This window comes from Methanoregula sp., from assembly GCF_028712425.1.
Taxonomy (GTDB): Archaea; Halobacteriota; Methanomicrobia; order Methanomicrobiales; family Methanospirillaceae; genus Methanoregula.
The window spans coordinates 52,210-73,380 of sequence record NZ_JAQTQD010000008.1 but is presented as its reverse complement, the minus strand read 5'-3'; the positions used below and the strand labels follow the sequence as shown (position 1 = coordinate 73,380).

General features: G+C 56.8%; 22 protein-coding genes and 3 tRNA genes. 15 read left to right on the top strand and 10 right to left on the bottom strand.

The genetic code is table 11. The features are described 5' to 3' along the window. Positions 1 to 149 precede the first annotated feature (149 nt). From PHF39_RS06180 to minD, 6 genes are all read right to left on the bottom strand, one after another. Positions 150 to 1,232 carry an SPFH domain-containing protein gene (locus PHF39_RS06180; protein WP_300221677.1) on the bottom strand — a complete coding sequence of 361 codons (1,083 nt, stop codon included), beginning with the start codon at positions 1,230 to 1,232 and terminating at the stop codon, positions 150 to 152. Position 1,233: 1 nt separating this feature from the next. Further along, positions 1,234 to 1,692 (bottom strand): NfeD family protein, encoded by a 459-nt coding sequence (locus tag PHF39_RS06175; RefSeq protein ID WP_300221674.1) that lies wholly within the window; start codon positions 1,690 to 1,692, stop codon positions 1,234 to 1,236. Between the two features lie 139 nt (positions 1,693 to 1,831). Beyond that, positions 1,832 to 2,692, bottom strand: a complete 861-nt coding sequence (locus tag PHF39_RS06170; RefSeq protein ID WP_300221671.1) for an ARMT1-like domain-containing protein — start codon at positions 2,690 to 2,692, stop codon at positions 1,832 to 1,834. A gap of 30 nt (positions 2,693 to 2,722) precedes the next feature. Beyond that, positions 2,723 to 2,796, bottom strand: a tRNA-Pro gene (locus tag PHF39_RS06165). A 58-nt stretch (positions 2,797 to 2,854) separates the two neighbouring features. Further along, positions 2,855 to 3,052, bottom strand: a complete 198-nt coding sequence (locus tag PHF39_RS06160; RefSeq protein WP_300221668.1) for a hypothetical protein — start codon at positions 3,050 to 3,052, stop codon at positions 2,855 to 2,857. 12 nt (positions 3,053 to 3,064) lie between these two features. Further along, positions 3,065 to 3,847: a cell division ATPase MinD gene (minD, locus tag PHF39_RS06155; protein ID WP_300221665.1), complete on the bottom strand. Its 783-nt coding sequence runs from the start codon at positions 3,845 to 3,847 to the stop codon at positions 3,065 to 3,067. A 256-nt stretch (positions 3,848 to 4,103) separates the two neighbouring features. Here minD and PHF39_RS06150 point away from each other — a divergent pair, with 256 nt between their 5' ends. From PHF39_RS06150 to PHF39_RS06095, 12 genes are all read left to right on the top strand, one after another. Next, positions 4,104 to 4,463, top strand: coding sequence for a roadblock/LC7 domain-containing protein (locus PHF39_RS06150; protein ID WP_300221663.1), 360 nt, complete (start codon positions 4,104 to 4,106; stop codon positions 4,461 to 4,463). Continuing rightward, positions 4,463 to 5,098 (top strand): response regulator, encoded by a 636-nt coding sequence (locus tag PHF39_RS06145; protein WP_300221660.1) that lies wholly within the window; start codon positions 4,463 to 4,465, stop codon positions 5,096 to 5,098. The genes PHF39_RS06150 and PHF39_RS06145 overlap by 1 nt, the downstream gene beginning before the upstream one ends. Positions 5,099 to 5,234: 136 nt before the next feature. Continuing rightward, positions 5,235 to 5,870 (top strand): response regulator, encoded by a 636-nt coding sequence (locus PHF39_RS06140; RefSeq protein WP_300221657.1) that lies wholly within the window; start codon positions 5,235 to 5,237, stop codon positions 5,868 to 5,870. Between the two features lie 125 nt (positions 5,871 to 5,995). Then, a tRNA-Lys gene (locus PHF39_RS06135) sits at positions 5,996 to 6,069 on the top strand. Positions 6,070 to 6,145: 76 nt separating this feature from the next. Further along, positions 6,146 to 6,397 (top strand): DNA-directed RNA polymerase subunit H, encoded by a 252-nt coding sequence (locus tag PHF39_RS06130; RefSeq protein ID WP_300221654.1) that lies wholly within the window; start codon positions 6,146 to 6,148, stop codon positions 6,395 to 6,397. 9 nt (positions 6,398 to 6,406) lie between these two features. Continuing rightward, positions 6,407 to 7,975: a DNA-directed RNA polymerase subunit B'' gene (locus PHF39_RS06125; protein WP_300221651.1), complete on the top strand. Its 1,569-nt coding sequence runs from the start codon at positions 6,407 to 6,409 to the stop codon at positions 7,973 to 7,975. Then, on the top strand, positions 7,972 to 9,786 hold the full coding sequence (rpoB, locus tag PHF39_RS06120) for a DNA-directed RNA polymerase subunit B (RefSeq protein ID WP_300221648.1): 1,815 nt from the start codon (positions 7,972 to 7,974) through the stop codon (positions 9,784 to 9,786). Before PHF39_RS06125 ends, rpoB begins: the two co-directional genes overlap by 4 nt. Position 9,787: 1 nt before the next feature. Then, the gene (locus PHF39_RS06115) at positions 9,788 to 12,427 is read left to right on the top strand and encodes a DNA-directed RNA polymerase subunit A' (protein WP_300221644.1); all 2,640 of its coding nucleotides are present in this window, start codon (positions 9,788 to 9,790) and stop codon (positions 12,425 to 12,427) included. Positions 12,428 to 12,429: 2 nt separating this feature from the next. Further along, positions 12,430 to 13,605, top strand: coding sequence for a DNA-directed RNA polymerase subunit A'' (gene rpoA2 / locus PHF39_RS06110; RefSeq protein ID WP_300221642.1), 1,176 nt, complete (start codon positions 12,430 to 12,432; stop codon positions 13,603 to 13,605). 26 nt (positions 13,606 to 13,631) lie between these two features. After that, positions 13,632 to 13,922, top strand: coding sequence for a 50S ribosomal protein L30e (locus PHF39_RS06105; protein WP_300221639.1), 291 nt, complete (start codon positions 13,632 to 13,634; stop codon positions 13,920 to 13,922). Between the two features lie 15 nt (positions 13,923 to 13,937). After that, on the top strand, positions 13,938 to 14,414 hold the full coding sequence (locus PHF39_RS06100; RefSeq protein WP_300221636.1) for a NusA-like transcription termination signal-binding factor: 477 nt from the start codon (positions 13,938 to 13,940) through the stop codon (positions 14,412 to 14,414). A gap of 65 nt (positions 14,415 to 14,479) precedes the next feature. Further along, positions 14,480 to 15,103 (top strand): hypothetical protein, encoded by a 624-nt coding sequence (locus tag PHF39_RS06095; RefSeq protein WP_300221633.1) that lies wholly within the window; start codon positions 14,480 to 14,482, stop codon positions 15,101 to 15,103. 119 nt (positions 15,104 to 15,222) lie between these two features. On the opposite strand, the gene PHF39_RS06090 is transcribed toward PHF39_RS06095, so the two are convergent. Then, positions 15,223 to 15,297, bottom strand: a tRNA-Arg gene (locus PHF39_RS06090). 168 nt (positions 15,298 to 15,465) lie between these two features. On the opposite strand from PHF39_RS06090, the gene PHF39_RS06085 reads away from it, so the two are divergent. Then, positions 15,466 to 16,530: a PEGA domain-containing protein gene (locus PHF39_RS06085; RefSeq protein WP_300221631.1), complete on the top strand. Its 1,065-nt coding sequence runs from the start codon at positions 15,466 to 15,468 to the stop codon at positions 16,528 to 16,530. A 182-nt stretch (positions 16,531 to 16,712) separates the two neighbouring features. Here PHF39_RS06085 and PHF39_RS06080 read toward each other — a convergent pair whose 3' ends face one another. Continuing rightward, on the bottom strand, positions 16,713 to 17,114 hold the full coding sequence (locus PHF39_RS06080; protein ID WP_300221628.1) for a DUF473 domain-containing protein: 402 nt from the start codon (positions 17,112 to 17,114) through the stop codon (positions 16,713 to 16,715). A gap of 6 nt (positions 17,115 to 17,120) precedes the next feature. Then, positions 17,121 to 17,927, bottom strand: a complete 807-nt coding sequence (locus PHF39_RS06075; protein ID WP_300221625.1) for a proteasome assembly chaperone family protein — start codon at positions 17,925 to 17,927, stop codon at positions 17,121 to 17,123. Between the two features lie 34 nt (positions 17,928 to 17,961). Here PHF39_RS06075 and PHF39_RS06070 point away from each other — a divergent pair, with 34 nt between their 5' ends. Further along, positions 17,962 to 18,279, top strand: a complete 318-nt coding sequence (locus PHF39_RS06070) for a DUF5611 family protein (protein WP_300221622.1) — start codon at positions 17,962 to 17,964, stop codon at positions 18,277 to 18,279. Positions 18,280 to 18,432: 153 nt separating this feature from the next. Further along, positions 18,433 to 19,782, top strand: a complete 1,350-nt coding sequence (locus tag PHF39_RS06065) for a zinc ribbon domain-containing protein (protein ID WP_300221619.1) — start codon at positions 18,433 to 18,435, stop codon at positions 19,780 to 19,782. A gap of 31 nt (positions 19,783 to 19,813) precedes the next feature. Here the strand turns inward: PHF39_RS06065 and PHF39_RS06060 are convergent, their stop codons facing one another. Then, a complete protein-coding gene (locus PHF39_RS06060) occupies positions 19,814 to 21,082 on the bottom strand; it encodes a WD40 repeat domain-containing protein (protein ID WP_300221616.1) in 1,269 nt (422 codons plus the stop codon). Between the last annotated feature and the right edge of the window lie 89 nt (positions 21,083 to 21,171).

Below are 21,171 nucleotides of genomic sequence, written 5' to 3'. Positions count from 1 at the left end.
GACCGATGTTTCGAATTATCCGGTTAGTGCGACAGACCTCTGCTTCAGCCTATCAGGTGCGGCCATGTATATGGTGAGGATAGGAAACGATGGGAGGAGATGACCCGAAAGCAGATTAATACGGGAAACTTCGGAAAAAAGTGTGAAAATTATTCGGGACCTTTCTCCGGCTGCGAGACCTTGCGCTTGCTCGTGTCCTTGAGTTCGTCCTCGGAAACCTGCGGGATGGCGTCCTGGATCTCCTTTAAGATTGCATCAACCGCTTCACGCTTCGGGATATCCCCAAGAATCGTGTCGTCCATGACCGGCCTGCCGGAGATCTCGTCAGCGGTCTCATCCTTTGCACCAAGGAACTTTGCACCCTGGCGGATCAGTTCGGAGACCTCGAAGGGGAAGATGATCTTGGTGGCCTGTCCGTTTGACATGGTTTTGAGTGCATTCAGCGAGAGGACAGTAATAGCCTTCCGGTCAAGCGGCGCGGCACCCACCGAGAGGATACGCAGCCCCTGTGCCTCTCCCTGTGACTGGAGGATCCTGCTGAGCCGCTCTCCTTCTGCACGGAGCACCTTGCTCTGCCGCTCGCCTTCCGCTTCCAGGATCATGCTCTGGCGGAGACCTTCTGCCTTGAGAATGGCAGAGCGTTTCTCCCCGTCTGCACGGAGGATGGCTGCACGGCGGGCCCGTTCTGCTGCGGTCTGCTCGGTCATCGCGCTCTTGACCTGCTCGACCGGGTCGACTTCCTTGATCTCCACGCGCTCGACCTTGACACCCCACTGGTCGGTCTCGCTGTCGAGGATGTCGCGGAGCTTGGTGTTGATGACGTCCCGGTTGTAGAGCACTTCGTCGAGTTCCATGTCGCCGATGATGCCACGGAGGCTTGTCTGGGCAAGGGCAATGGTTGCAATCCGGTAGTTCGATACCTCGAAGAATGCCTTCTCGGGATCGATCACGCGGATGTAGACGATCGCGTCGACATTTGTTGGGGAGTTGTCCTTTGTGATCACTTCCTGGCTCGGGACATCCATCACCTGCGTACGGAGGTCGAGCTTGTGGACCTCAGAGATGAACGGGACGATCCAGCGGAAGCCGGGATTCAACCTGCCAATATACTGGCCGAGCCGTATCAGGAGCCCCTGTTCATAGGGCTGGATGATGACGACACCCTTTGCGAAGATCGCGATGATGACAAGTACGAGAAATATGACGATCAGTGTTTCGATGAATGATACCATGTTATGCTACCTCTTCGACGATGATATGGACTCCCTGCGAGTCAATGACTTTCACGTTCTTTCCGGGCGGGATGACCTGCCCGGTTGACTTTGCGCTCCACTGCGTTGTCCCAATCATGACTTTTCCGGAAAGTGAGTCCGGATTAACGTCCCTGATGACACGGCCCTCCCTGCCAACGAGCGAGTCGCGGCTGATGGTGGTCGGGCTCTCATCTGTGGTGATGCGGCTGTACATCCATACCGTGAACGCTGCGGCTGCAATGGCAACGACAACGCCGATCAGGATGCCCCACCCGTTGTGGAAAATATCCATGCCGAGCAGCAGGAGGATCCCAAAGATGATCATGACCGTTGCCGGCACGGTGGCAAAGAACCCGGGGCTGTGGACCTCCACGAGGAGGAGGACTGCCCCAAGGACTATCAGGAGCCAGCCAAGGGCGATTCCTTCCAGAAGTACCATGGTTATTGTTCCGTTGCCGGCTGATTTAAAGTATAGGACATCATCTCCGGCCATTTATTAAAATTTGTGGTTGAAAAGAGGTTTTCTGCCCCTCTGTCGTGTGAAAGCGCAGCTGTCCGGTAAAGGAAATTGGCGTTTTTCACATCCGCAACTTTGCTACTTTTACCCCGACCGGCACCCCGAGTTCGGCTGCTACCGGGCCGCATTTTGCAGCGAGGAGGTAGGCAACGGGCGGAAGGTCGTCCATCTCCGAGATGGACTCAAAGTTCGCCATCCCCTTGGCGATGATGATCGTGCAGGTGTCGACAGCCTCCTTCAGGTCGTCAGGGATGAGGTCTCTGTTGAACCCGATCTCTGCCCGGTTGCCGCCACCCGATGACGTGAGATGGTCGACCATCCTGTCAAGCCCGAGGGCGCGGGCATCTTCCAGGGTGGCATCGTTTAAAATTGGCGTCTCCTTGACCGCGAGGGTGATGTGTGCTCCCTGTGACTTGAGATACCGGATAAGCAACTTGTCGAAGACGATCTCGCCGCAATTGTCGGAAAGATACACAACCCGCTGGCAGAGAGGGAGGATCTTTTCCGTGTCGTCAATGTAGAGCTGTTTTTGGATCTCGGTAGTGAAGAACGAATAAAAATCGTCAGTAACCTCATGCCCCTTTACTGCATAATCGAAGATGTTTGCGATGACCGCCGCGTGGACGTGGTCGCGGAAGGTATGCAGGTTCCCCCGCACCTGCCGGCAGACGTCCATTGCCTGGCGGTTGCCGGAACGCTTGAGATCATCGAATGGGTCGAGGTTCCCGAGCAGTTCGTACGCCCTGCGATGGATACGGGTTGCGATCTGCGGGTGGGAGTGGGGCTGGTTACGAAGTTCTTCCATGACCTGCCGGCAGGCACGTATGGTCTCTTTGGTCAGGGGGACATCCGCTCCGCAGAGGGAACACTCCAGGCTGACACGGGAGAGGAGGCAGTCAGTGCAGGTATCGGTAATCTTCATGCAGGGAACACCAGAAAAACAACACGAAAATGGGGCCACTGAGATTTGAACTCAGGTCAGAAGACCCCCAGTCTCCTAGGATGGCCAGGCTACCCTATGGCCCCGCTCTCATACTGTTGGATGATATCACTTATCTATGTTATCGTTCGCAGGTGCGGGGGGTCAGATCCTGCTCTTCTTGAACTCCTCGACCCGGCAGATAAGGTTCTCCAGCTCCGTGTCGGTGAGTTTCATCCTGCCGGCAATGCTGTTGACTTCGTGGAGGAGCTGGCGGATCCGGACGTACATGAGGTAGATGATTAACTGCTGGATCACGATGACCGCGCCAAACAAGACCAGCATGTATCCTTCGTATGTCACAGCCTGCCCCCGTTACCGGAATACCGCCCGTGCAAGACGGTCCACAAAGCTCTCCTCGCGCCGATCATCGGCAAGCGATTCGTCGTAGTCCACGCCCGACATCTGGGCAGCGATCCGCTTGAACGCCTTCGTTGCAGGTGCCGTCGGGTACTTCAGGACGCAGGGCGACTTGTATGCTGCGGCTCTCCGCACGCTTGCGTCCTCAGGTACCACGTCGATGACCCTGACACCCAATACATCCTCGACGCTGTGGGAGCGGATCTCGGTATGTTCCTCCCCGGCTCGGTTGAGGATTGCACCATACACCTGGCCTCCCATGACCTCGCAGAGAATCTTGGTTTTCAGGGCATCTGCCATGGAAGCAAGTTCCGGATTGACAACGAGAATAACCTGATCGGCAACCGAGAGCGGGACGACTCCTTCCTTGGAGATCCCGCTCGGGGCGTCGATAAGGAGGAATTCGCACCGGTCGACAAGCTTATGCATAACATCCCGCAGTTTGTCAGGATCGGCCTGCTGGAACCCCTGCAGCGAGATCCCGCTCGGGATCACCTTTACCCCGGCGGGGCCTTCGTAAACCGCATCCTCGATATCTGCCTTCCCGGCAAGGACCTCGTGGAGCGTGACGGGGACATCGTCCATCCCCAGGATAAGGGCCATGTTTGCCATACCGATATCCGCATCAAGGATATAGGTCTCCCGTTCCAGCTGGGCAAGCGATATGCCAAGGTTGACGGTAAGCGTGGTCTTCCCGACGCCCCCTTTCCCGGAAGTGATGGTGTAGGCCCGAATCATTTGAGCACTATTCGGTCCGGTTGGCAAAAAAGGTATTTATCCGTATGGATTTGCTGTTTTTTTCTGGGGCTTTCGGCAATGCAATCCGAAAGAAACAAAAACACGGAGAAGAATTCCGCGATTCCCAGCATACTCCTTTTTGCCTGTTATTTTTCGCAAATCTGCGTAATCGCAGAACCAGAAAAAAGAATATGTATTTATGGTTCTATCGGATATTATCAATAATATAGGGTTATGCAGCAGCAGGAGCAGCAGCATGTTGAAAGAGAAAATCTCTGCCTTTATTGAAACGATCCGGTCCATAAACGGGGTGGCCGCCTGTGCCCTTGTCTCACGAGACGGGATCATTGCCGGAAAGCATTTTGATCGCGACCTGAACGAACCCTGGTTTGGCGCTCTCTCCGCAACGATCCTGGCATCTGCTGAGTCTGTCGGTAGCATCATCAAGATGAAATCCCTGGAATCCATCACCATCCGCGCAACGGATACCACGATCATCGTGATGGGTGCCGGGGAGAATTTCCTTATTGCGGTCATCCTTGCTGATTCAGCAGACCCTGGTGCGGTCCATACTGCGCTGCTGCCTGTGGCAAAAAAGATTGGGGAGGTAATGTGATGTTTACGATCCTTGTTGTTGATGACAGCCCGTTTATTGTCGATGTCTTTGTTACCATGCTGGAACGGGGCGGATACCGTACCGTTGCCGCGTATGGCGGGGAGGAGTGCATCGAGATCTTAAAAACAGTTACTCCCGATCTCATCCTGCTGGATATCATGATGGAACCCGTTGATGGATGGCAGACCCTCGAGCGGATCAAGGAGAACCCGGCAACAAAGGATATCCCGGTACTGATGCTCACCGCAAAGCAGCTCACCCCGACCGAGGCGCAGGAATACGGCATCTACATCGAGGACTACGTCCTAAAACCCATCACCCACCGCGAGCTGTACGATGCAATCGAGCATGTCCTCACCCGCAGGCAGTCCATCAAGTCCGACATGGACATGGCGCGGCAGTCGGGATTCGACACCGAGATCATCTCCGAGTATGCCCGGCTCTCAAAAAGCATCGATGTCAACAAACGTCTCATGAAGATCCTTGAGACCACCTACAACTTCAATGACTCCAAGGCCCGGGTCAGCGACGAGATCTCCCGTGCCATCAAGAGCATGGAAATGAACATCAAGTTCCAGGAGTCCCGCCTCCAGCAGATCAAGGGAGAACTGTCCGGTTCCCCTCAGCCGAAATGACCATTGCCGGAAATCCGGTACCTTTGAAATACTATGGGGTCATATACTACCCGGCACACGGGATGCAGGCGGAGAATCACCACTCTTTGTACTGTCCTGCTGTATACCCGCGATGGCTTCAGGGGGGGATTAGGCAATGGACGACACGATCCTGATTGTTGATGACAGTCCCTATATCGTGGACGGGCTTGTTGCCCTCCTCAAGCGGAAAGGATTCAACCCGATAGCAACTCACGGCGGCGATGAAGCCCTGGCGCTCCTTGCCACCACGAAACCGGATCTCATTCTCCTTGACATCATGATGGAGCCGATGGACGGCTGGGAGACGCTCGACCGTCTCAAGGCATCTCCCGAAACAAAGGACATCCCCGTACTGATGTTCTCGGCAAAGAAGATCACTCCTGAAGAAACACAGCAGCACGCCATCAATATCGAGGACTTTGTCTCAAAACCGGTAAACCCGGCACAGCTCCTGGATGCTATCCAGCGTATATTCACCCGGAGGAGTGACGTGAAAGCGGAGAAACAGGGTGCAGAAGCGGCCGGCGTTGAGAGCGGGATCATAGACGAATATGCCGCACTCCGGAAAAGCATTGAGGTGGACAAAAACCTGCTCTGCGTGCTCAAAAAAGCGTGCGACATGAGCAACGTGGGGCGCGATGCGCCGGCCGAAGATCTTGCCGCCATCAGGAAGCTTGAAGAAAAGATTCAGGCTGATGAGGTCCGGCTGAAGGAACTGAGCGGGAAGATCCCCACCTCTCCAGCGCCCTGATGCACGCGGGAGCGCCTGCTCCTTCGTATGAGTATAAGCAAAAGCCTAATAGCTACAGGGAGAATATTTAAATAGTTTTTTGGCATTGTTATAATGCTGTACATCTTGGACTGTACAGTATTCGTGGGTTCGTAGCTCAGTTCGGTAGAGCGCCTGGCTTTTAACCAGGTGGTCGGGGGTTCAAATCCCTCCGGGCCCGTTGCCACGAGCAATCGTGGGATTTTTGCGGTGATGCATCTGAGAGGAAATTTGTTCATCTTTGAGGGGGTTTTTCATTGAGCACCAAACTGAATGTGATAGAGCACGTGATGGTGCCGGATCATCAAATCATGAGCGAGGATGAGGTCTCAGAACTCCTCTCCCGCTACAACATTACAACAGAACAATTACCAAAAATCTATCATGACGATCCTGCCGTCAAAATGATCGGCGCCGAAGCTGATGATGTGATACGGATCATCCGGACGAGCCACACGGCCGGCAGGGCCGAGGCATACCGGCTCGTGATCAGGAAACCGAAAAAGTGATCGTTGGGGTTGGTCAGTCTGATTGACAGAAGTATTTTATCGAGGGCATATTTTTCACGGGAGCATGTTGCGCGCCACCAGCTTGACTCCTTCAACTATTTCCTAAAATATAATCTCCAGAAAGTGGTAAACGAGCAGCGGATCATCGAGACCGACATCGAGAACCGGGGCAGGAACAATGACCCGGTCTGGGTCGAACTTGGGAGCATCGAGGTGAAGAAGCCGCTCGTCCGCGAGGCAGACGGCTCGCAGGGAGAACTCTACCCGAGCGAGGCCCGTCTCCGCAACCTGACCTATGCTGCGCCGATCCAGCTCGGCCTGACGCTCGTGCGTGGCGATGACCGGCAGGATCCGATCATCACGACCATCGGGCAGCTCCCGATCATGGTCGGATCGCTTGCCTGCAATCTTTATGGCATGGACGATGACCAGCGTGTTTCCCATGGCGAGGACGCATTCGACGCCGGCGGCTATTTCATCGTGAACGGCACGGAACGCGTGCTCATGACCTTAGAGGACCTTGCGTCCAACAAGATCATGACCGAGTTCACCGAGCGCTACAATGAGCGTATCTACGTAGCCAAGGTGTTCAGCCAGTTCCGCGGCTACCGCGCGCTGGTTGTTGTCGAGCGGAACAAGAAGAACCTCCTTGAGGTCTCCTTCCCGTCTGTTGCCGGCCACTTAAAGTTCGTTGACCTGATGCGGGCGCTTGGGATGACCAACGACCAGGAAGTCGTGAACGCTGTCTCAAGCGACGAGGACATCCTGACCTTCATGATGCAGAACCTCGAAGAGAGCGAGTGCGACTCGGTCGATGGGGGCATCATGTATGTCGGTAAGAAACTCGCGCCGAACCAGACCAAGGACTACCAGAGGAAGCGCGCCGAGTTCGTCCTGGACAACTACCTCCTGCCGCACCTCAACTACGCGATGCCGGCACACTTAAAGGAGGGTGACGAGGGCTACCTGGAGGCAGTCCTCTCGGTCCGGCTTGCAAAGGCCCACTTCCTTGGCCGCATGGCAGAGGCCTGCTTCGACCTTGTCTTAAACAAGCGCCGGATCGATGACAAGGATCACTACTCGAACAAGCGCCTGAAACTTGCCGGCGACCTGATGGAGGATCTCTTCCGTATCTCCTTGAACCGCCTGACACGGGACATCAAGTACCAGCTCGAGCGCGCCAGCATGCGCCACCGCGATCTCTCGATTGCAACTGCAGTACGCGCCGACGTGCTGACCGAGCGCCTCCTCCACCCGCTTGCCACCGGCAACTGGGTGGGCGGGAGGACCGGTGTCTCCCAGCTCCTCGACCGCGTGGACCACATGGCCGTGCTCTCGCACCTCCGCCGTGTCATCTCCCCGCTCTCCCGGTCACAGCCCCACTTCGAGGCCCGTGACCTTCACCCGACCCAGTGGGGCCGGATCTGCCCGAGCGAGACCCCCGAAGGTCCGAATTGCGGTCTTGTCAAGAACTTCGCCCAGATGGTGGAGATCAGCAAAGGTGTCGATGACGAGGAAGAGATCATGCGCATCCTGCATAATCTTGGTGTCGAGCACATCCGGGGTGAGGTCCAGTGAAGAAGTCACGCGTATTCGCTGACGGCGCCCTCATCGGCCTTGTCGACGACCCGAAGGCGCTTGTCGCAAATATCCGGAACATGCGCCGGCAGGGAGCACTCTCGCCGGAAGTGAATGTCTCCCACAAGGAATACAATGGGGATGTCGTGATCCTGACCGACCGCGGCCGCGCCCGCCGCCCGCTGATCGTCTTAAAGAACGGCGAACCGCTCATCACCGACGACGACCTTGCGCGCCTTGCAAAAAAGGAGATCGACATTGGTTTCTTCGTCCAGCACGGGATGATTGAGTTCATCGACGCGGAGGAGGAGGAAGATCTCTATATCGCAATGAACCCCGAGAACGCAACGCCCGAGCACACGCACCTGGAGATCGACCCCTCCCTGATCCTCGGTATTGGTGCAGCTCACGTCCCGTTCCCGGAACACAACGCCAGTCCCCGTGTCACGATGGGTGCAGGAATGGTCAAGCAGGCGCTCGGCTTCGGTGCCGCCAACATGAAGCTGCGCCCGGACACCCGCGGCCACCTGCTCCACTACTGCCAGAAACCGCTCACGCACACGCAGACCTCCGAACTGATCGGCTCGGATGACCGCCCGGCCGGGCAGAACTTCGTTGTTGCCATCCTCAGTTACGAAGGGTACAATATTGAAGATGCGCTCATCTTCAACAAGGCCTCGATCGAACGCGGCCTTGGCCGGTCCCATTTCTTCCGGACCTACGAAGGCGAAGAGCGCCGGTACCCCGGCGGCCAGATTGACCGCATCGAGGTGCCCGAGGAGGACGTTGCCGGTGCCCACGGTGCCGAGTCCTACAAGAACCTTGACGAAGATGGTGTCATCAACCCCGAGACCGTTGTCATGGAGAAGGATGTCCTCATCGGCAAGACCTCCCCGCCCCGGTTCCTTGAAGAACCCTCAGGCGAGCTGATCGCAGTCGAGAAACGCCGCGACACCTCCGTCACGATGCGCTCCAACGAGCACGGTATCGTTGACACTGTCATTATCACCGAGGGCGAGAACAGCTCCCGGCTCGTGAAAGTGCGCACCCGCGACCTCCGTGTGCCGGAAGTCGGTGACAAGTTCGCGTCCCGCCACGGGCAGAAGGGGGTTGTCGGCCTGATCACCCCCCAGGAGAACATGCCCTTCACCGAGAGCGGACTCTCTCCCGATCTCGTGATCAACCCTCACGCAATCCCGAGCCGGATGACCATCGGGCACATGCTCGAGATGATCGGCGGCAAAGTAGGATCGCTCGAAGGCCGGCGCATCAATGCAACCGCGTTCGGCGGCGAGCGCGAGGCTGACCTCCGCGCATCGTTAAAGAACCTGGGTTTCTCCCACAATGGCCGCGAGGTCATGTATGATGGCATCACCGGCAAGGTTTTCAAGGCCGATATCTACATCGGTGTCATCTACTACCAGAAACTCTACCACATGGTATCTTCGAAGATGCACGCACGGTCCCGCGGCCCGGTGCAGGTCTTAACCCGCCAGCCTACTGAAGGCCGTGCCCGTGAGGGAGGTCTCCGGTTCGGTGAGATGGAGCGCGATGTCATGATCGGCCACGGCGCCGCCATGGCCTTAAAGGAGCGTCTCCTTGACGAGTCGGACAAGGTGCAGGAGTACGTCTGCGCACACTGCGGCATGGTTGCGATGCTCGACCGCAAGCGCAACATGACCCGCTGCCTTGCCTGCGGGAACGAGACCGATATCTACTCGGTCGAGATGAGTTACGCGTTCAAGCTCCTGCTTGACGAGATGAAGAGCATGGGTATAGCACCCAGGCTGAAGTTACAGGACGTGGTGTAACATGCCATCCCCAAAACGAATCGGCCAGATCGAGTTCGGCCTCCTCTCCCCCAAAGAGATCCGGGAGATGAGCGTCCGCAAGATCATCTGGGCCGACACCTACGATGACGACGGGTTCCCCTACCCCCAGGGGCTCATGGACTTAAACCTCGGTGTCATCGACCCGGGCCTCCGGTGCAAGACCTGCGACCAGAAGGCGAGCGATTGCCCCGGCCACTTCGGCCACATCGAGCTTGCAAAGCCCGTCATCCATGTCGGGTACACACGGCTCATAAGAAAACTCCTCCGTGTCACCTGCCGTGCCTGCGGCCGTGTGCTTCTCTCCCCCGAGGAAGTCGAGAAAGTCGTTGGAACAGAAGACGACCTGACCGGTGACCTCCTCTCAGAAAAGGACGTCAAGAAGGAGCGCATCTGCCCCCACTGCGGCGAACAGCAGCTCAAGATCAACTTCGAGAAGCCGACCACTTTCTCCGAGGTCATGGTCGAAGACGGGAAGAAAGTTGAGCATAAGCTCACTCCCGCCGATATCCGCGCGCGGCTCGAGAAGATCCCGAACGAGGACTTAATCCCGCTCGGCATCAACCCCGATGTTGCCCGCCCCGAGTGGACCATCCTCACCGTTCTGCCGGTTCCGCCGGTCACGATGCGACCCTCCATTATTCTCGAGAACGGCCAGCGGTCCGAGGACGACCTCACCCACAAGCTTGTGGACATCATCCGTATCAACCAGCGGTTCAAGGAGAATCAGGACGCAGGCGCTCCCCAGCTCATCATCGAGGACCTCTGGGAACTCCTGCAGTACCACGTGACTACATACCTTGACAACGAAGTAGCTGGCTGCCCCCCGGCCCGCCACCGCAGCGGCCGGCCCTTGAAGACCCTCTCGCAGCGCCTGAAGGGTAAGGACGGACGGTTCCGTGGTTCGCTCTCAGGCAAGCGTGTGAACTTCTCGAGCCGTACCGTCATCTCTCCCGACCCGAACCTCTCGGTTTCGCAGGTCGGTGTCCCCCGTGCCGTGGCAAACGAGATGACCGTTCCGGTCCGGGTCACTCCCTATAACATCGAAGAACTCCGCCAGATTGTCCGGAACGGCCCGACCCGCCCGGACGTCAATTCGCCCTGCGGCGCGAACTATGTCATCCGCCCGGACAACCGCCGTCTCCGCCTTGGTGCTGACAACCTCGACACCGTTGCGGACATGATCGAGCCCGGTTACACGGTCGAACGCCAGCTCCGCGATGACGATGTCGTGCTCTTCAACCGGCAGCCCTCGCTGCACCGGATGAGTATCATGGCCCACCGCGTCAAGGTGATGGAAGGCCGGACCTTCCGGCTCAACCCCGCGGTCTGCCCGCCGTACAATGCTGACTTCGATGGCGACGAAATGAACATGCACGTGCCCCAGACAGAAGAGGCCCGGGCCGAGGCATCTATCCTTATCTCCGTGCAGGAAAACATCCTCTCCCCGCGCTTCGGCGGCCCCATCATCGGTGGTATCCACGACCACGTCTCGGGTATCTTCATGCTCACCCACGACACCCGCTGGTTCACGAAAGAACAGGCACTCTATCTTCTCCGCTACACCAAAATCGAGCGCATGCCCGAGCCCGGGAAGGTTGAGGACGGTGTTGAGTATTGGAGCAACAAGCAGGTCTTCTCGGTCATCCTTCCGGAAAGCCTCAACATGGTCTTCCACGCAAGTTCCTGCCAGAACTGCGACACCTGCAAAAAGGAGATGTGCGAACGCGATGCGTACGTCCGCATCATCGACGGGAAGCTGGAGTCGGGGACCATCGACAAGAAGGCCATTGGTGCATTCGACGGCCAGGTGGTCAACCGTATCATCCGCCAGCAGGGCATGAAGCGGGCAACGAAGTTCATCGACGACTTCACCAAGCTCTCGATCCGCGGTATCATGCTGGATGGCTTCTCGTTCGGTATCGATGACGAAGACCTGAGCAAGACCGAGTACGGGCAGATTGATGAAGTGTTGAAGAATGCAGCACTCGACGTCGAGCGGCGTATCCGGATCTACGAGGACGGCCAGCTCGAACCGATGCCCGGCCGTACCGTTGAGGAAACCCTCGAGATGCAGATCATGCAGGTGCTGGGCAAAGCCCGTGACCAGACCGGTCAGATCGCCGGCCGCCACCTGGGTCTTGGCAACAGTGCTGTCGTGATGGCAGTCTCCGGTGCCCGTGGTTCCATGCTGAACCTGACCCAGATGGCCGGTTGTATCGGCCAGCAGTCGGTTCGTGGTGAGCGTATCGTCCGTGGGTACGATGACCGCACCCTTCCGCACTTCAAGAAGGGCGACCGCGGCTCGGACGCCCACGGCTTCATCCAGCACAGTTACAAGGGGGGCCTCAACCCGACCGAGTTCTTCTTCCACGCAATCGGTGGTCGTGAAGGTCTTGTCGATACTGCGGTCCGTACATCCCAGAGCGGGTACCTCCAGCGCCGGATGATCAATGCGCTGCAGGACCTCAAGGTGGCGTACGATGGCACCGTGCGTTCGACGGGTGGCAAGATCATCCAGTTCGAGTACGGCGAGGACGGCACTGACCCGACCAAGAGCGCATTTGGTGATCCTGTCGATGTCAAGGGCATTGTCGAGAGTATCCTCAAGGAGGAGGTATAATTATGGCACTCGATGCAAAGTACGACAAGAAGATCGAGGCAGCAGCCCTCCCCCAGAAGACCAAGGACCAGCTCCGGAAGTATCTTGACGGCAAGGAGATCACCGACGCCCAGTTCAAGCAGATCCTTGAACGGGTCTTAAACGAGTACCAGAGCACCCGGATCGAAGCCTGCGAAGCAGTCGGCATCATCGCCGCCCAGTCCATCGGTGAGCCCGGCACGCAGATGACGATGCGTACGTTCCACTACGCCGGTGTGGCCGAGATCAACGTTACGCTCGGTCTCCCGCGTCTCATCGAGATCATGGATGCGAGGAAAGAGCCCAGTACGCCAACCATGACGGTGTTCCTGGAGCCCGATTACGGGAACGACCGTGACCGGGCCCGGGAGGTCAGCTGGCAGATTGAGGCGGCCCCGCTCCACGAGTTCGGCGACATTACGACCGATATGGAGAACATGCAGGTTGTCGTCCACTTAAACACCAAGGTCTGCGACAAGCGCAAGATCGCGCCCTCCGAGATCATGGAGGTCGCCCCCAAGAAGATCCGCGACCGGCGGCATTACCGCGATTTCGAGCACGAGATCGACGAGGCATCCGCGACGATCATCTTCATGCCCAAGGACAAGGAGAGTTACCAGAACCTCTTCCAGCTTGCCGAGCACGTCAGGAACGTCATCGTGCAGGGCATTGACGACATCATCCGTGTCGTCGTCCGGAAGGAGACCGGGGAGTATATACTTTATACTGAAGGATCCAATCTTAAGGACGTATTTGATGTCGTTGGCGTGGACACGACAAGGACCCGCACCAACAATATCAGCGAGATCGCCCAGGTGCTCGGTATCGAGGCAGCAAGAAATGCGGTCATCCACGAAGCGGTATCCACCCTCAACGAACAGGGTATCGCCGTGGATGTCCGCCACCTCATGCTCGTCTCGGACATGATGTGCATGGAAGGCGAAGTCAAGCAGATCGGCCGTCACGGTATCGCCGGCGAGAAGGAGAGCGTCCTCTCCCGTGCGGCATTCGAAGTGACCGTCAACCACCTGCTCGACGCGGCCGTCGCAAATGAAGTTGATGAACTGAGCGGCGTAACCGAGAACGTCATCGTGGGCCAGCCAATCCAGCTGGGCACCGGCGATGTAAAACTGATAGCAATCAGGCAGAACGAGAATTAATTGCACAAACCTCCGAGGAATTGTACATGGATTTTAATGCTTCACTCAGAAGAGCAATCAAGACAGGAAACGTCATCCTTGGCCAGAACAACACCGAGAAATGCATCAAGGAAGGCAAAGCCCAGATGATCGTCGTTGCCGGCAACTGTCCGGCATCCTTTAAAGAGAAACTTTCCACGAACGAGAATCTCTTCATCCACACGTTCGAGGGATCGAGCGTTGCGCTCGGCAAGGCCTGCGGTAAGCCGTTCATGGTCAGCACCCTTGCAATCGTCAGCCCAGGCGAGTCAGATATCCTCTCCCTCAAGAGGGCGTAACGTCAGGTGCACCCTATGGTCGAAGTAAAACTGACCGAAGACTGCATGCGCCTGATCTCCCAGTTCGAGAGCCTGACCGGTGCGGGAAGCCGCGACTGCGTGGTCGATGACCGCAACGCCCGGCTCATCTTTGTCATCAATCCGGGTGACATGGGGCTTGCGATTGGCAAGAAGGGCGCCTCGATCAAGAAGGCTTCCGAGGTCATGGGAAAGAAGATCGAGGTCGTTGAATACAACAGCAACGCCGAGCAGTTTTTGAAGAACTGCTTTTTGCCCGCCCAGGTCACCTCCATCCTTTTCGAGGGCGAGGATGAGCAGAAGACTGCAACCGTGGAAGTCCGGGACGAGGACCGCGGCATTGCAATAGGGAAGGAAGGCAAGAACATCTTCAAGGCAAAGAAACTCGCCCTGCGCCAGCACAACATCGCCGATGTCCAGATCCTGCAAAAGCCGATGGACGGGCAGCCTGCCGGTGCAGAGGACAACCTGTAATTCTTTTTTTAGATCCGGTTCCGATAAAACGCTTTAAATTTATAATTACGTACTTAATATTCTCCATGGATTTATTCAGATCAGCGTTTGCAGCTACCACAGCGGTTTTTTTCTGGCTTCCCATATTGGCCCTCCTCATTGTTGCCCGCATGTTTTCCGTCATCGGGTATTCATTCGATCTGGTTTTTCTTATTCTCGGGATTATCTCTTCGGCCGGATGGATTGTCTCCCTTAATGCCCTCCGCGGGATCTCAGGACCCTGGTATCTCGGTCTGCCACTTGCCGGCGTGCTGGTTGCAGGGACCGTAATTGCAGGAACCGTTTTTGCCGCAGTCCCCTCTCTTGTTATGCCAGGAGATCCATATTCCCTGTTCCTCACTGGATTGGGGATTGCTCTCCTGCTCTGTCTTGCTCCCTGTACTACTCTCGTGGCAATCATGCTTTTGTCTTTGAGTCAGCAACGTGAGCTGAATATCGTCACTGCGATACTCTCCGGGCTTGTCAGTATGGTCTCCCTTGCCATTCTGCTGGATATGGCTGCGTTTACGACCGGGATCACTTCACAGCAGGTATTTAAGCATCCCTTCTTGGAGGGAGTGATGATTTTGTACGGTTTAGGGACAACAATCCTCGGGATTATGATCCTGATGGCAGCATCGCGTTCTTTTATTGGTGAAGTTATATCCTGAGATGTCAGCGATCTGATGTCACCAGCTCATGGATCGATGACTTTCAGGTTGCGTGTTTATATACACAGTGTTAGTCCCGCTTCCGGACATTCCTAAAAATTTATTTGGAAAAACAGGGACGGGCCTGGGGGGATTCGAACCCCCGGCATCCGGGTTAGAAGCCCGGCGCTATGTCCAGGCTAAGCCACAGGCCCTTGTGCCATGTAATTTCGCGCTCGTGGATAATTAATCTGTGTCATGCAGTTCCCCTAAACATTTAAGCGGGGAATGTAGCGAGGAGCCCGCCACCGAATAAATTTAAAAAAATATATCTTAACTGGGTTCCTATCTTCTAACCTGATACGATTAGTAGGTGTTTTTCCATGAAGACCATCAGCATAGTACTTAGTCTGCTCGTCCTGCTTCTTATCACGGTTCCTGTTGCTGCCGATTCGGCCAGTATCTCGGAAGTAACGCCGAAAGTCGCCTACACGGACTCGTCGGTCACGTTCACGATCACTGGTGACTTCAATATCACTTCACAGAGCAGCCTTGTTATTAAGCTCATGAAATCGGGTTCGGATATCAACGAAACTGCGACAATAAACTCCGTTTCCGCGTCACAGATTGTCTGTATCTTCTCCAGGTCCAAGATATCCGACAGTCTGGGAAGCAATACCGAAGCCTCGCGAAAACTCGTGATCACCTCCCCCGACATCCCCGATACCGTCTATGGGACAGATATCACGCTCCGTCCCGCAATCACGCTCTCTTCCGTGAACCCGACTAAGGCCCGGACGAACACGGATGATGTCGAGATAGCGATTACTGGTTCCGGCCTCTCGGAGATCACGGATGTGTACCTCCACAACTCCGATGAGGGTAACATCACCAAAAAGGATATTGACGTCAAGTCAGCGACAAAAGTCAATGCAACGTTCGATCTCGATGATAAGGAACTGGGCAAGTACGAGGTCTGCGTAAAAGACGATTTCGGAAAGATTGTCTGTGATGATGATGTCGAATTCGAGGTTACCAGCGATGCGGTTGGCGCAATCGAGGTTTCTTCATCGCCATCGGAGGCAACGGTCTACCTTGACGGTGTGAGCAAGGGAAAAACGCCCGTAACCCTCAATGATCTTGATGTCGGGACCTACAAACTCATGGTCAAAAAAGACGGTTACGCTGACTGGATGCGATCGGTAAAGGTGACATCCGGCAAGACCGAGTCCTTCTCGGCAAACCTCGAAGTCAAAACCACCGCCACCACGGCAACACCCATCTCAGCGCCTACCACGATACCGACTTCCATCAAAGTGACACGAAAGCAGACGAGCGCGACACCGACACCCTGGCCGAGCGACACCCCCACCCCCGCATCCCCGCTGGATGCGCTTGTCATTGTCGGTGGTATCGGCCTTGCGCTGATCGCGCTGCGCAGGAAGTAACGCGCCCCCATCTTACCTCTCTTTTTTCTTTTGAGATCTTCGTATAACTGCAAGACACCACTACCTGCTGGTGCTGATGAATCTCTCCGGTGAGTTACCCTTGTCGTGGTGTATGGAGGGCCGGGTTGCCTGTGTGAGAGAGAAGTTCTGAAAAAAGAGTTATCGTGGGGCCGGAGATCCTGTCACCCCGCGTGGTAACAGCAGGACTTGAGGACTTCAACCGACGTTGGCTTCATCAGCCCGTCGCGGTATACCCCCTTGATGACCGAGGTTGCACAGAACTTCACCTGCACCCTTGCAGAGACGCGCTCCCGCTCCTCGTACACGGTCCCGCCCTGTGAGAACTCCACAACCCGTTTCATAGAGAGGCTCGTCGAGAGGACAAAGACGCAGATCCCCGCGTCGCCCGGGGAGAGGTCCTCGATATCGGTCGAGGTCATGAAGATGTGGGTGTCAGGGCCGGGCTCGACCTCGGCAACCGTGACGATGTTGTGTGTGCTCTGGAGCTCGATCGTCCGCGGTCTCCCCGACTTCAGTTCTTTGATGATGTCGGGAGAGATACTGGTTAATGCAGCGCACTTCATGGCAGGTCACCCATACATCGGAAGATCTTTTTTCGGGCTCGTCTCCGCGGACTGCTGCACTTCCTCGGCAAGCTTGCCCATGCTCTGCTCGATCTCAACCGCCTGCTCGATAAGTGGCTGCGTCTCGAGGGCAAGGTTGTACATCTTATTGAGCACCTCGATTGTCGACGCCGATGCCCGCGGATCGGGTGCATTGACGGTCTCGCCTAAAAGCCCGATTGCCGGGATTTTCCGCGCTTTGCACTCGGTGAGGATGCTGGATGCGATCCCCGAGATGCTCCCGATAGGCAGGACAAGGGTGATGTCCTGGATCCGCTCAAGTGCCTGGGGTGTGGTTGCAACCGAGAAGACCCGTTTTTCCGGCTCGTTTGTTACGATACCGGCGATGGTCAGGACCTCTTTTGGCTTGAACGTCTCCAGCCAGTCCATGATGCCGTTTGCGATCTCGTAACAGATCGGGGGAGCGATGGGGATGTCGGCAACGATTGCGGCAAGGTTCATGTCGGCGGAATTCTTGGCATAGATGCGGACCGGGTCATTGATGAGCCCCTTGTTCATCATCGCGAGCGGCGGGAAGTAGCGGGAGTTCATGGAGCCGACCTGCTCGAATTCGAGCTGGTCGACCAGGTACTGGAGCGCGATGGTCCCGACAAGGCCGCTGCCAGGGAAGCCCAGCAGGACAGCCCCGTTCTCCGGAAGCGGCTGCGAGATGATATTGAGGTCTTTTCTGGAGGCGATTGTGACAAGATCCGCGTGGACACTGTCCAGCTTTTTTGAGATCCGGTCTCCAAGCTCGGGTGCATCTGCCGTCATTACTTTAACATAGACCAAGTACTAAAAAAGTATTATGCAAGAGTATCCCATCAAGCGCGGGCTCACCAAGGACCTGGAAACGAGGGCCATCGCGGAACTGAAAAACTGTTTTGGCGTTGCGCCCGAAAAGACCGGCAAGGGCTACCGGATTACATTTGGCGCCCTGAAGCGGCTGGACGTGATCATGGGAGAAGGTGGCAAGACGGTGACCATTGATACCGAATCCGACCTGGGCGCAACCGATGTCGTGATCATCGACACCAACAAGCGGTTCCGGAAGTTCCTTGACGCCGTTACCGGGTTCTCCACCAAGGAACGGGTCAAGCGGGCCAAGAGCGTTGCCGAGGAATAGGTACCCTCAAACAGAATGGGGTGAACCTTCGCATATCCTTGTGCACAGGATGACCTCCAATACCCGACATTCTTTTCTTCCTTCCTTCGACCGTACAAAAATGTCAGCACTTATCAGCTTTGAGTCCCACCATTCTACTACAGGGAACCACCCATGATGCGCGAAGAACGGGCGCCTGAGGTCGCGTCCACCTGTCCTGCCTGCAACTCCCCGGTCATTGCCGGCAACCGTTTCTGCGAAAAATGCGGTGAGCAGATCCCCCCTCCATCAGCCCCGGTCCAGGCACCGGTCTGCCGTTCCTGCGGTACGCCCCTCCTGCCCAATGCACGCTTCTGCGACAACTGCGGCGACCCGGTGAAGAAACCAGAACCGCCCGCCCCGTCTCCTCCTGCCAGTGCCCGGCCCGTTTCCAAAGAACCCGTCCTCCCCCGGGGACTCATCGTAACAGAAGAACCGGTTACTGTGGCAGCCCCGCATGCCGGTGTTGTGGAACCGGTCACAGACGAGGGACTCGAACCGGAACCCGTTCAGGAAGTTGAGTCATGGGACGAACCGGAAGAAGAATCTACTGAAGAACCGGTCCAGGAACGGGAACCAGGATCTGAAGAAAGGTTTGAAGAAGAACCGGCAGAAGAACCCGCGGTAGAACCGGCACAAGGGCCGGAAGACAAATTTGGAGAAGAACCGGGAGATGTGCTGGAGGGAGAACCAGCAGAAGAATTCGCGGAAGAACCGGAAGAAGCACCGGAATCTGTGACAGAGGAATCCGCGCCTGCGATGATCGCAACAGAATCGTGTACTGGCCCGGTGGACGAACTCCTCCTCGGGCTCGAGCCGGAAGAACCAACCAGCCCTGTTCCACAGAAACGTCCTGCCGCCGCCACGACAACACCGAAAAAAGAAGCCGCAACAAAAACCCCGGCACCACGAAAACCTGCCCCTTCAAAAAAGACTTTTTTTATCATCGGGCTCATTGCCGCGTTCATCGTGATTGCCATCGCGCTTGTGGCCCTGCTCCCCCTGCTGACGGGTCCCGGCCCGTCCGGAACAGAGGAAACCGGGATGCAGGCAACGCCCGTTGCCACTGTTACGACGGTCGTAACAACCGCCCCAACCCCCTCTCCAGAACCTGTTGAAACAGAAACCGCTGCTCCCGCGCCGGCAGTCCCCGCTCCAACTGCTGCCACTGAAACACCGGAGCAGGTCGACGTCCTGCCTCCCCAGTACACGCTTCACTTTGAGGTGTTCAAAGATGTCGTGACCGGGGACGTGACGGTCAGCGTCGCCGGCCCGTCGCGGAACGTAGTAAAAGATATTGAAGTGACAGTATTCCACCCGGACGGGACAACCGATTCCGACCACCTCCTCCCGTCGCAGGGGATGACCGAGGTCACCGTGACCGGCACGCGGAGTGCCGAACGGGTCGTGACAACAGTACTCTTCTACTCGGGCGAACAGTACAAGCTGATCGACCGGATCGTCTCCTTCTCACGGCGGACCTGAGGTTGTGGGCACTCACCCCGGCACCCCCTGTTCAGCTGCGGCCCCGCACGGCAAGCCAGAGTGCTCCCGCGCCTGCCGGAAGAAGTACCCATGCACCGGATGGGGATGACTTTGTTGTCACCGGGATCGGTTGTGCCTCTTCCGGCATCGTGACTTCCGGTATCGCGGTCGTGGGCACCGGTGTCGGCTCTGTGGTCCTGGGAACCGGATTGAGCGGGGTGGCGACAAAGATCATCTCGTCCGGGGTCTCGGACGCGCTGTCATCATGCAGGGAGAGGCCGTACAGGTAGCGCTGGTCAGCAACAACAACTTTTGTCCCGTCGCGGTTCATGACCAGCGTCCGCGGCTGGATGCGCTGATCGAACTGCTTCCTTGTCTGTTCCTTACCGTGATGGTCGAGGATGATGACGCTCCCGTCATTTACGCCCGCGGCAACAACAACCCCGTTTGCCGATGTCGCGACAGCGTTGGGCCACTGGGCGGTCTTGAAGGTCCAGTGAATCTTCCCGTACCGGTCAAGCCCCCGCACTGCATTGTCCTGACTGCCGACTACGATGAACGAACCGTCCTGGCTGCACGCAACATCGTTGATGGCTGCCGTGGACACGTCTACCTGCCAGTTGAGCTCCCCTTCGGGCGTAAGCGATGAGAGCCGTCGGCCACCGTACGTGAGGATGGTCGAGCCGTCTGTTGAAATGATAATGTGCTCGTCCAGGCTCCCCTCACGCGGGTCGGTCCACAGGGGCGTGAGCGTGGAAGAGTAATACCGCAGGCCGTTCTCGGTTGCGGCAACGATCAGGTTGCCGGCAGGTGCAATGGCTAATCGTTTTGCGATCTCTGTCTTGTTCCGGTGTAAGAGTTCCCCGTTCCGGTTCCAGGTAATCCAGTTCCCCATCTCGTCAGCCGTGACGACAAACACAGCCTTTGGGGCTACTGCCACGGCGCTGACTGCCCCGCCCATGCTCCGGGACCACATCTCCTGGCCGGACCGGTTGTAGAGGGTTGCAGTGACGCCGTTGCTTGTTACGATCCATTCACCGTCAGGACTCATGGAGGTGATGAACCCGGGCTGGCCTCCCCAGCGCATGCTCCCGTTCCAGTTCCGTACCAGGATCTGGCTGCCCCCGGCAAACGCGATGGATGCATCCGGGGTTATCGTGACTCCGGAGAAGACGCTCTCGGGAAGGTAAGGAGACTGCTTCCAGTCGATCCCGATGCTCATGGCTGCGGCATTGCCGACAAGGCTTGCGGCAAGGATGAAGAGGCTTGAGAGGACGAGTATCCGTGTGCCCGTGGACATAATGAATCTGAAAGAAACGTATCCTCCCCCGGGTTATCATTTGAGTGGAACCCCGGGGTTATACGAATGAAACGGCGGGTTGGTGAAAA

What these genes read in the sequence shown, in the direction of transcription:
- PHF39_RS06180 (WP_300221677.1), bottom strand. Translation starts at nt 1,232, where the DNA reads ATGGTATCATTCATCGAAACACTGATCGTCATATTTCTCGTACTTGTC.
- PHF39_RS06175 (WP_300221674.1), bottom strand. Translation starts at nt 1,692, where the DNA reads ATGGTACTTCTGGAAGGAATCGCCCTTGGCTGGCTCCTGATAGTCCTT.
- PHF39_RS06170 (WP_300221671.1), bottom strand. Translation starts at nt 2,692, where the DNA reads ATGAAGATTACCGATACCTGCACTGACTGCCTCCTCTCCCGTGTCAGC.
- minD (WP_300221665.1), bottom strand. Translation starts at nt 3,847, where the DNA reads ATGATTCGGGCCTACACCATCACTTCCGGGAAAGGGGGCGTCGGGAAG.
- PHF39_RS06150 (WP_300221663.1), top strand. Translation starts at nt 4,104, where the DNA reads ATGTTGAAAGAGAAAATCTCTGCCTTTATTGAAACGATCCGGTCCATA.
- PHF39_RS06145 (WP_300221660.1), top strand. Translation starts at nt 4,463, where the DNA reads ATGTTTACGATCCTTGTTGTTGATGACAGCCCGTTTATTGTCGATGTC.
- PHF39_RS06140 (WP_300221657.1), top strand. Translation starts at nt 5,235, where the DNA reads ATGGACGACACGATCCTGATTGTTGATGACAGTCCCTATATCGTGGAC.
- PHF39_RS06115 (WP_300221644.1), top strand. Translation starts at nt 9,788, where the DNA reads ATGCCATCCCCAAAACGAATCGGCCAGATCGAGTTCGGCCTCCTCTCC.
- rpoA2 (WP_300221642.1), top strand. Translation starts at nt 12,430, where the DNA reads ATGGCACTCGATGCAAAGTACGACAAGAAGATCGAGGCAGCAGCCCTC.
- PHF39_RS06105 (WP_300221639.1), top strand. Translation starts at nt 13,632, where the DNA reads ATGGATTTTAATGCTTCACTCAGAAGAGCAATCAAGACAGGAAACGTC.
- PHF39_RS06100 (WP_300221636.1), top strand. Translation starts at nt 13,938, where the DNA reads ATGGTCGAAGTAAAACTGACCGAAGACTGCATGCGCCTGATCTCCCAG.
- PHF39_RS06095 (WP_300221633.1), top strand. Translation starts at nt 14,480, where the DNA reads ATGGATTTATTCAGATCAGCGTTTGCAGCTACCACAGCGGTTTTTTTC.
- PHF39_RS06085 (WP_300221631.1), top strand. Translation starts at nt 15,466, where the DNA reads ATGAAGACCATCAGCATAGTACTTAGTCTGCTCGTCCTGCTTCTTATC.
- PHF39_RS06080 (WP_300221628.1), bottom strand. Translation starts at nt 17,114, where the DNA reads ATGAAGTGCGCTGCATTAACCAGTATCTCTCCCGACATCATCAAAGAA.
- PHF39_RS06075 (WP_300221625.1), bottom strand. Translation starts at nt 17,927, where the DNA reads ATGACGGCAGATGCACCCGAGCTTGGAGACCGGATCTCAAAAAAGCTG.
- PHF39_RS06070 (WP_300221622.1), top strand. Translation starts at nt 17,962, where the DNA reads ATGCAAGAGTATCCCATCAAGCGCGGGCTCACCAAGGACCTGGAAACG.
- PHF39_RS06065 (WP_300221619.1), top strand. Translation starts at nt 18,433, where the DNA reads ATGATGCGCGAAGAACGGGCGCCTGAGGTCGCGTCCACCTGTCCTGCC.
- PHF39_RS06060 (WP_300221616.1), bottom strand. Translation starts at nt 21,082, where the DNA reads ATGTCCACGGGCACACGGATACTCGTCCTCTCAAGCCTCTTCATCCTT.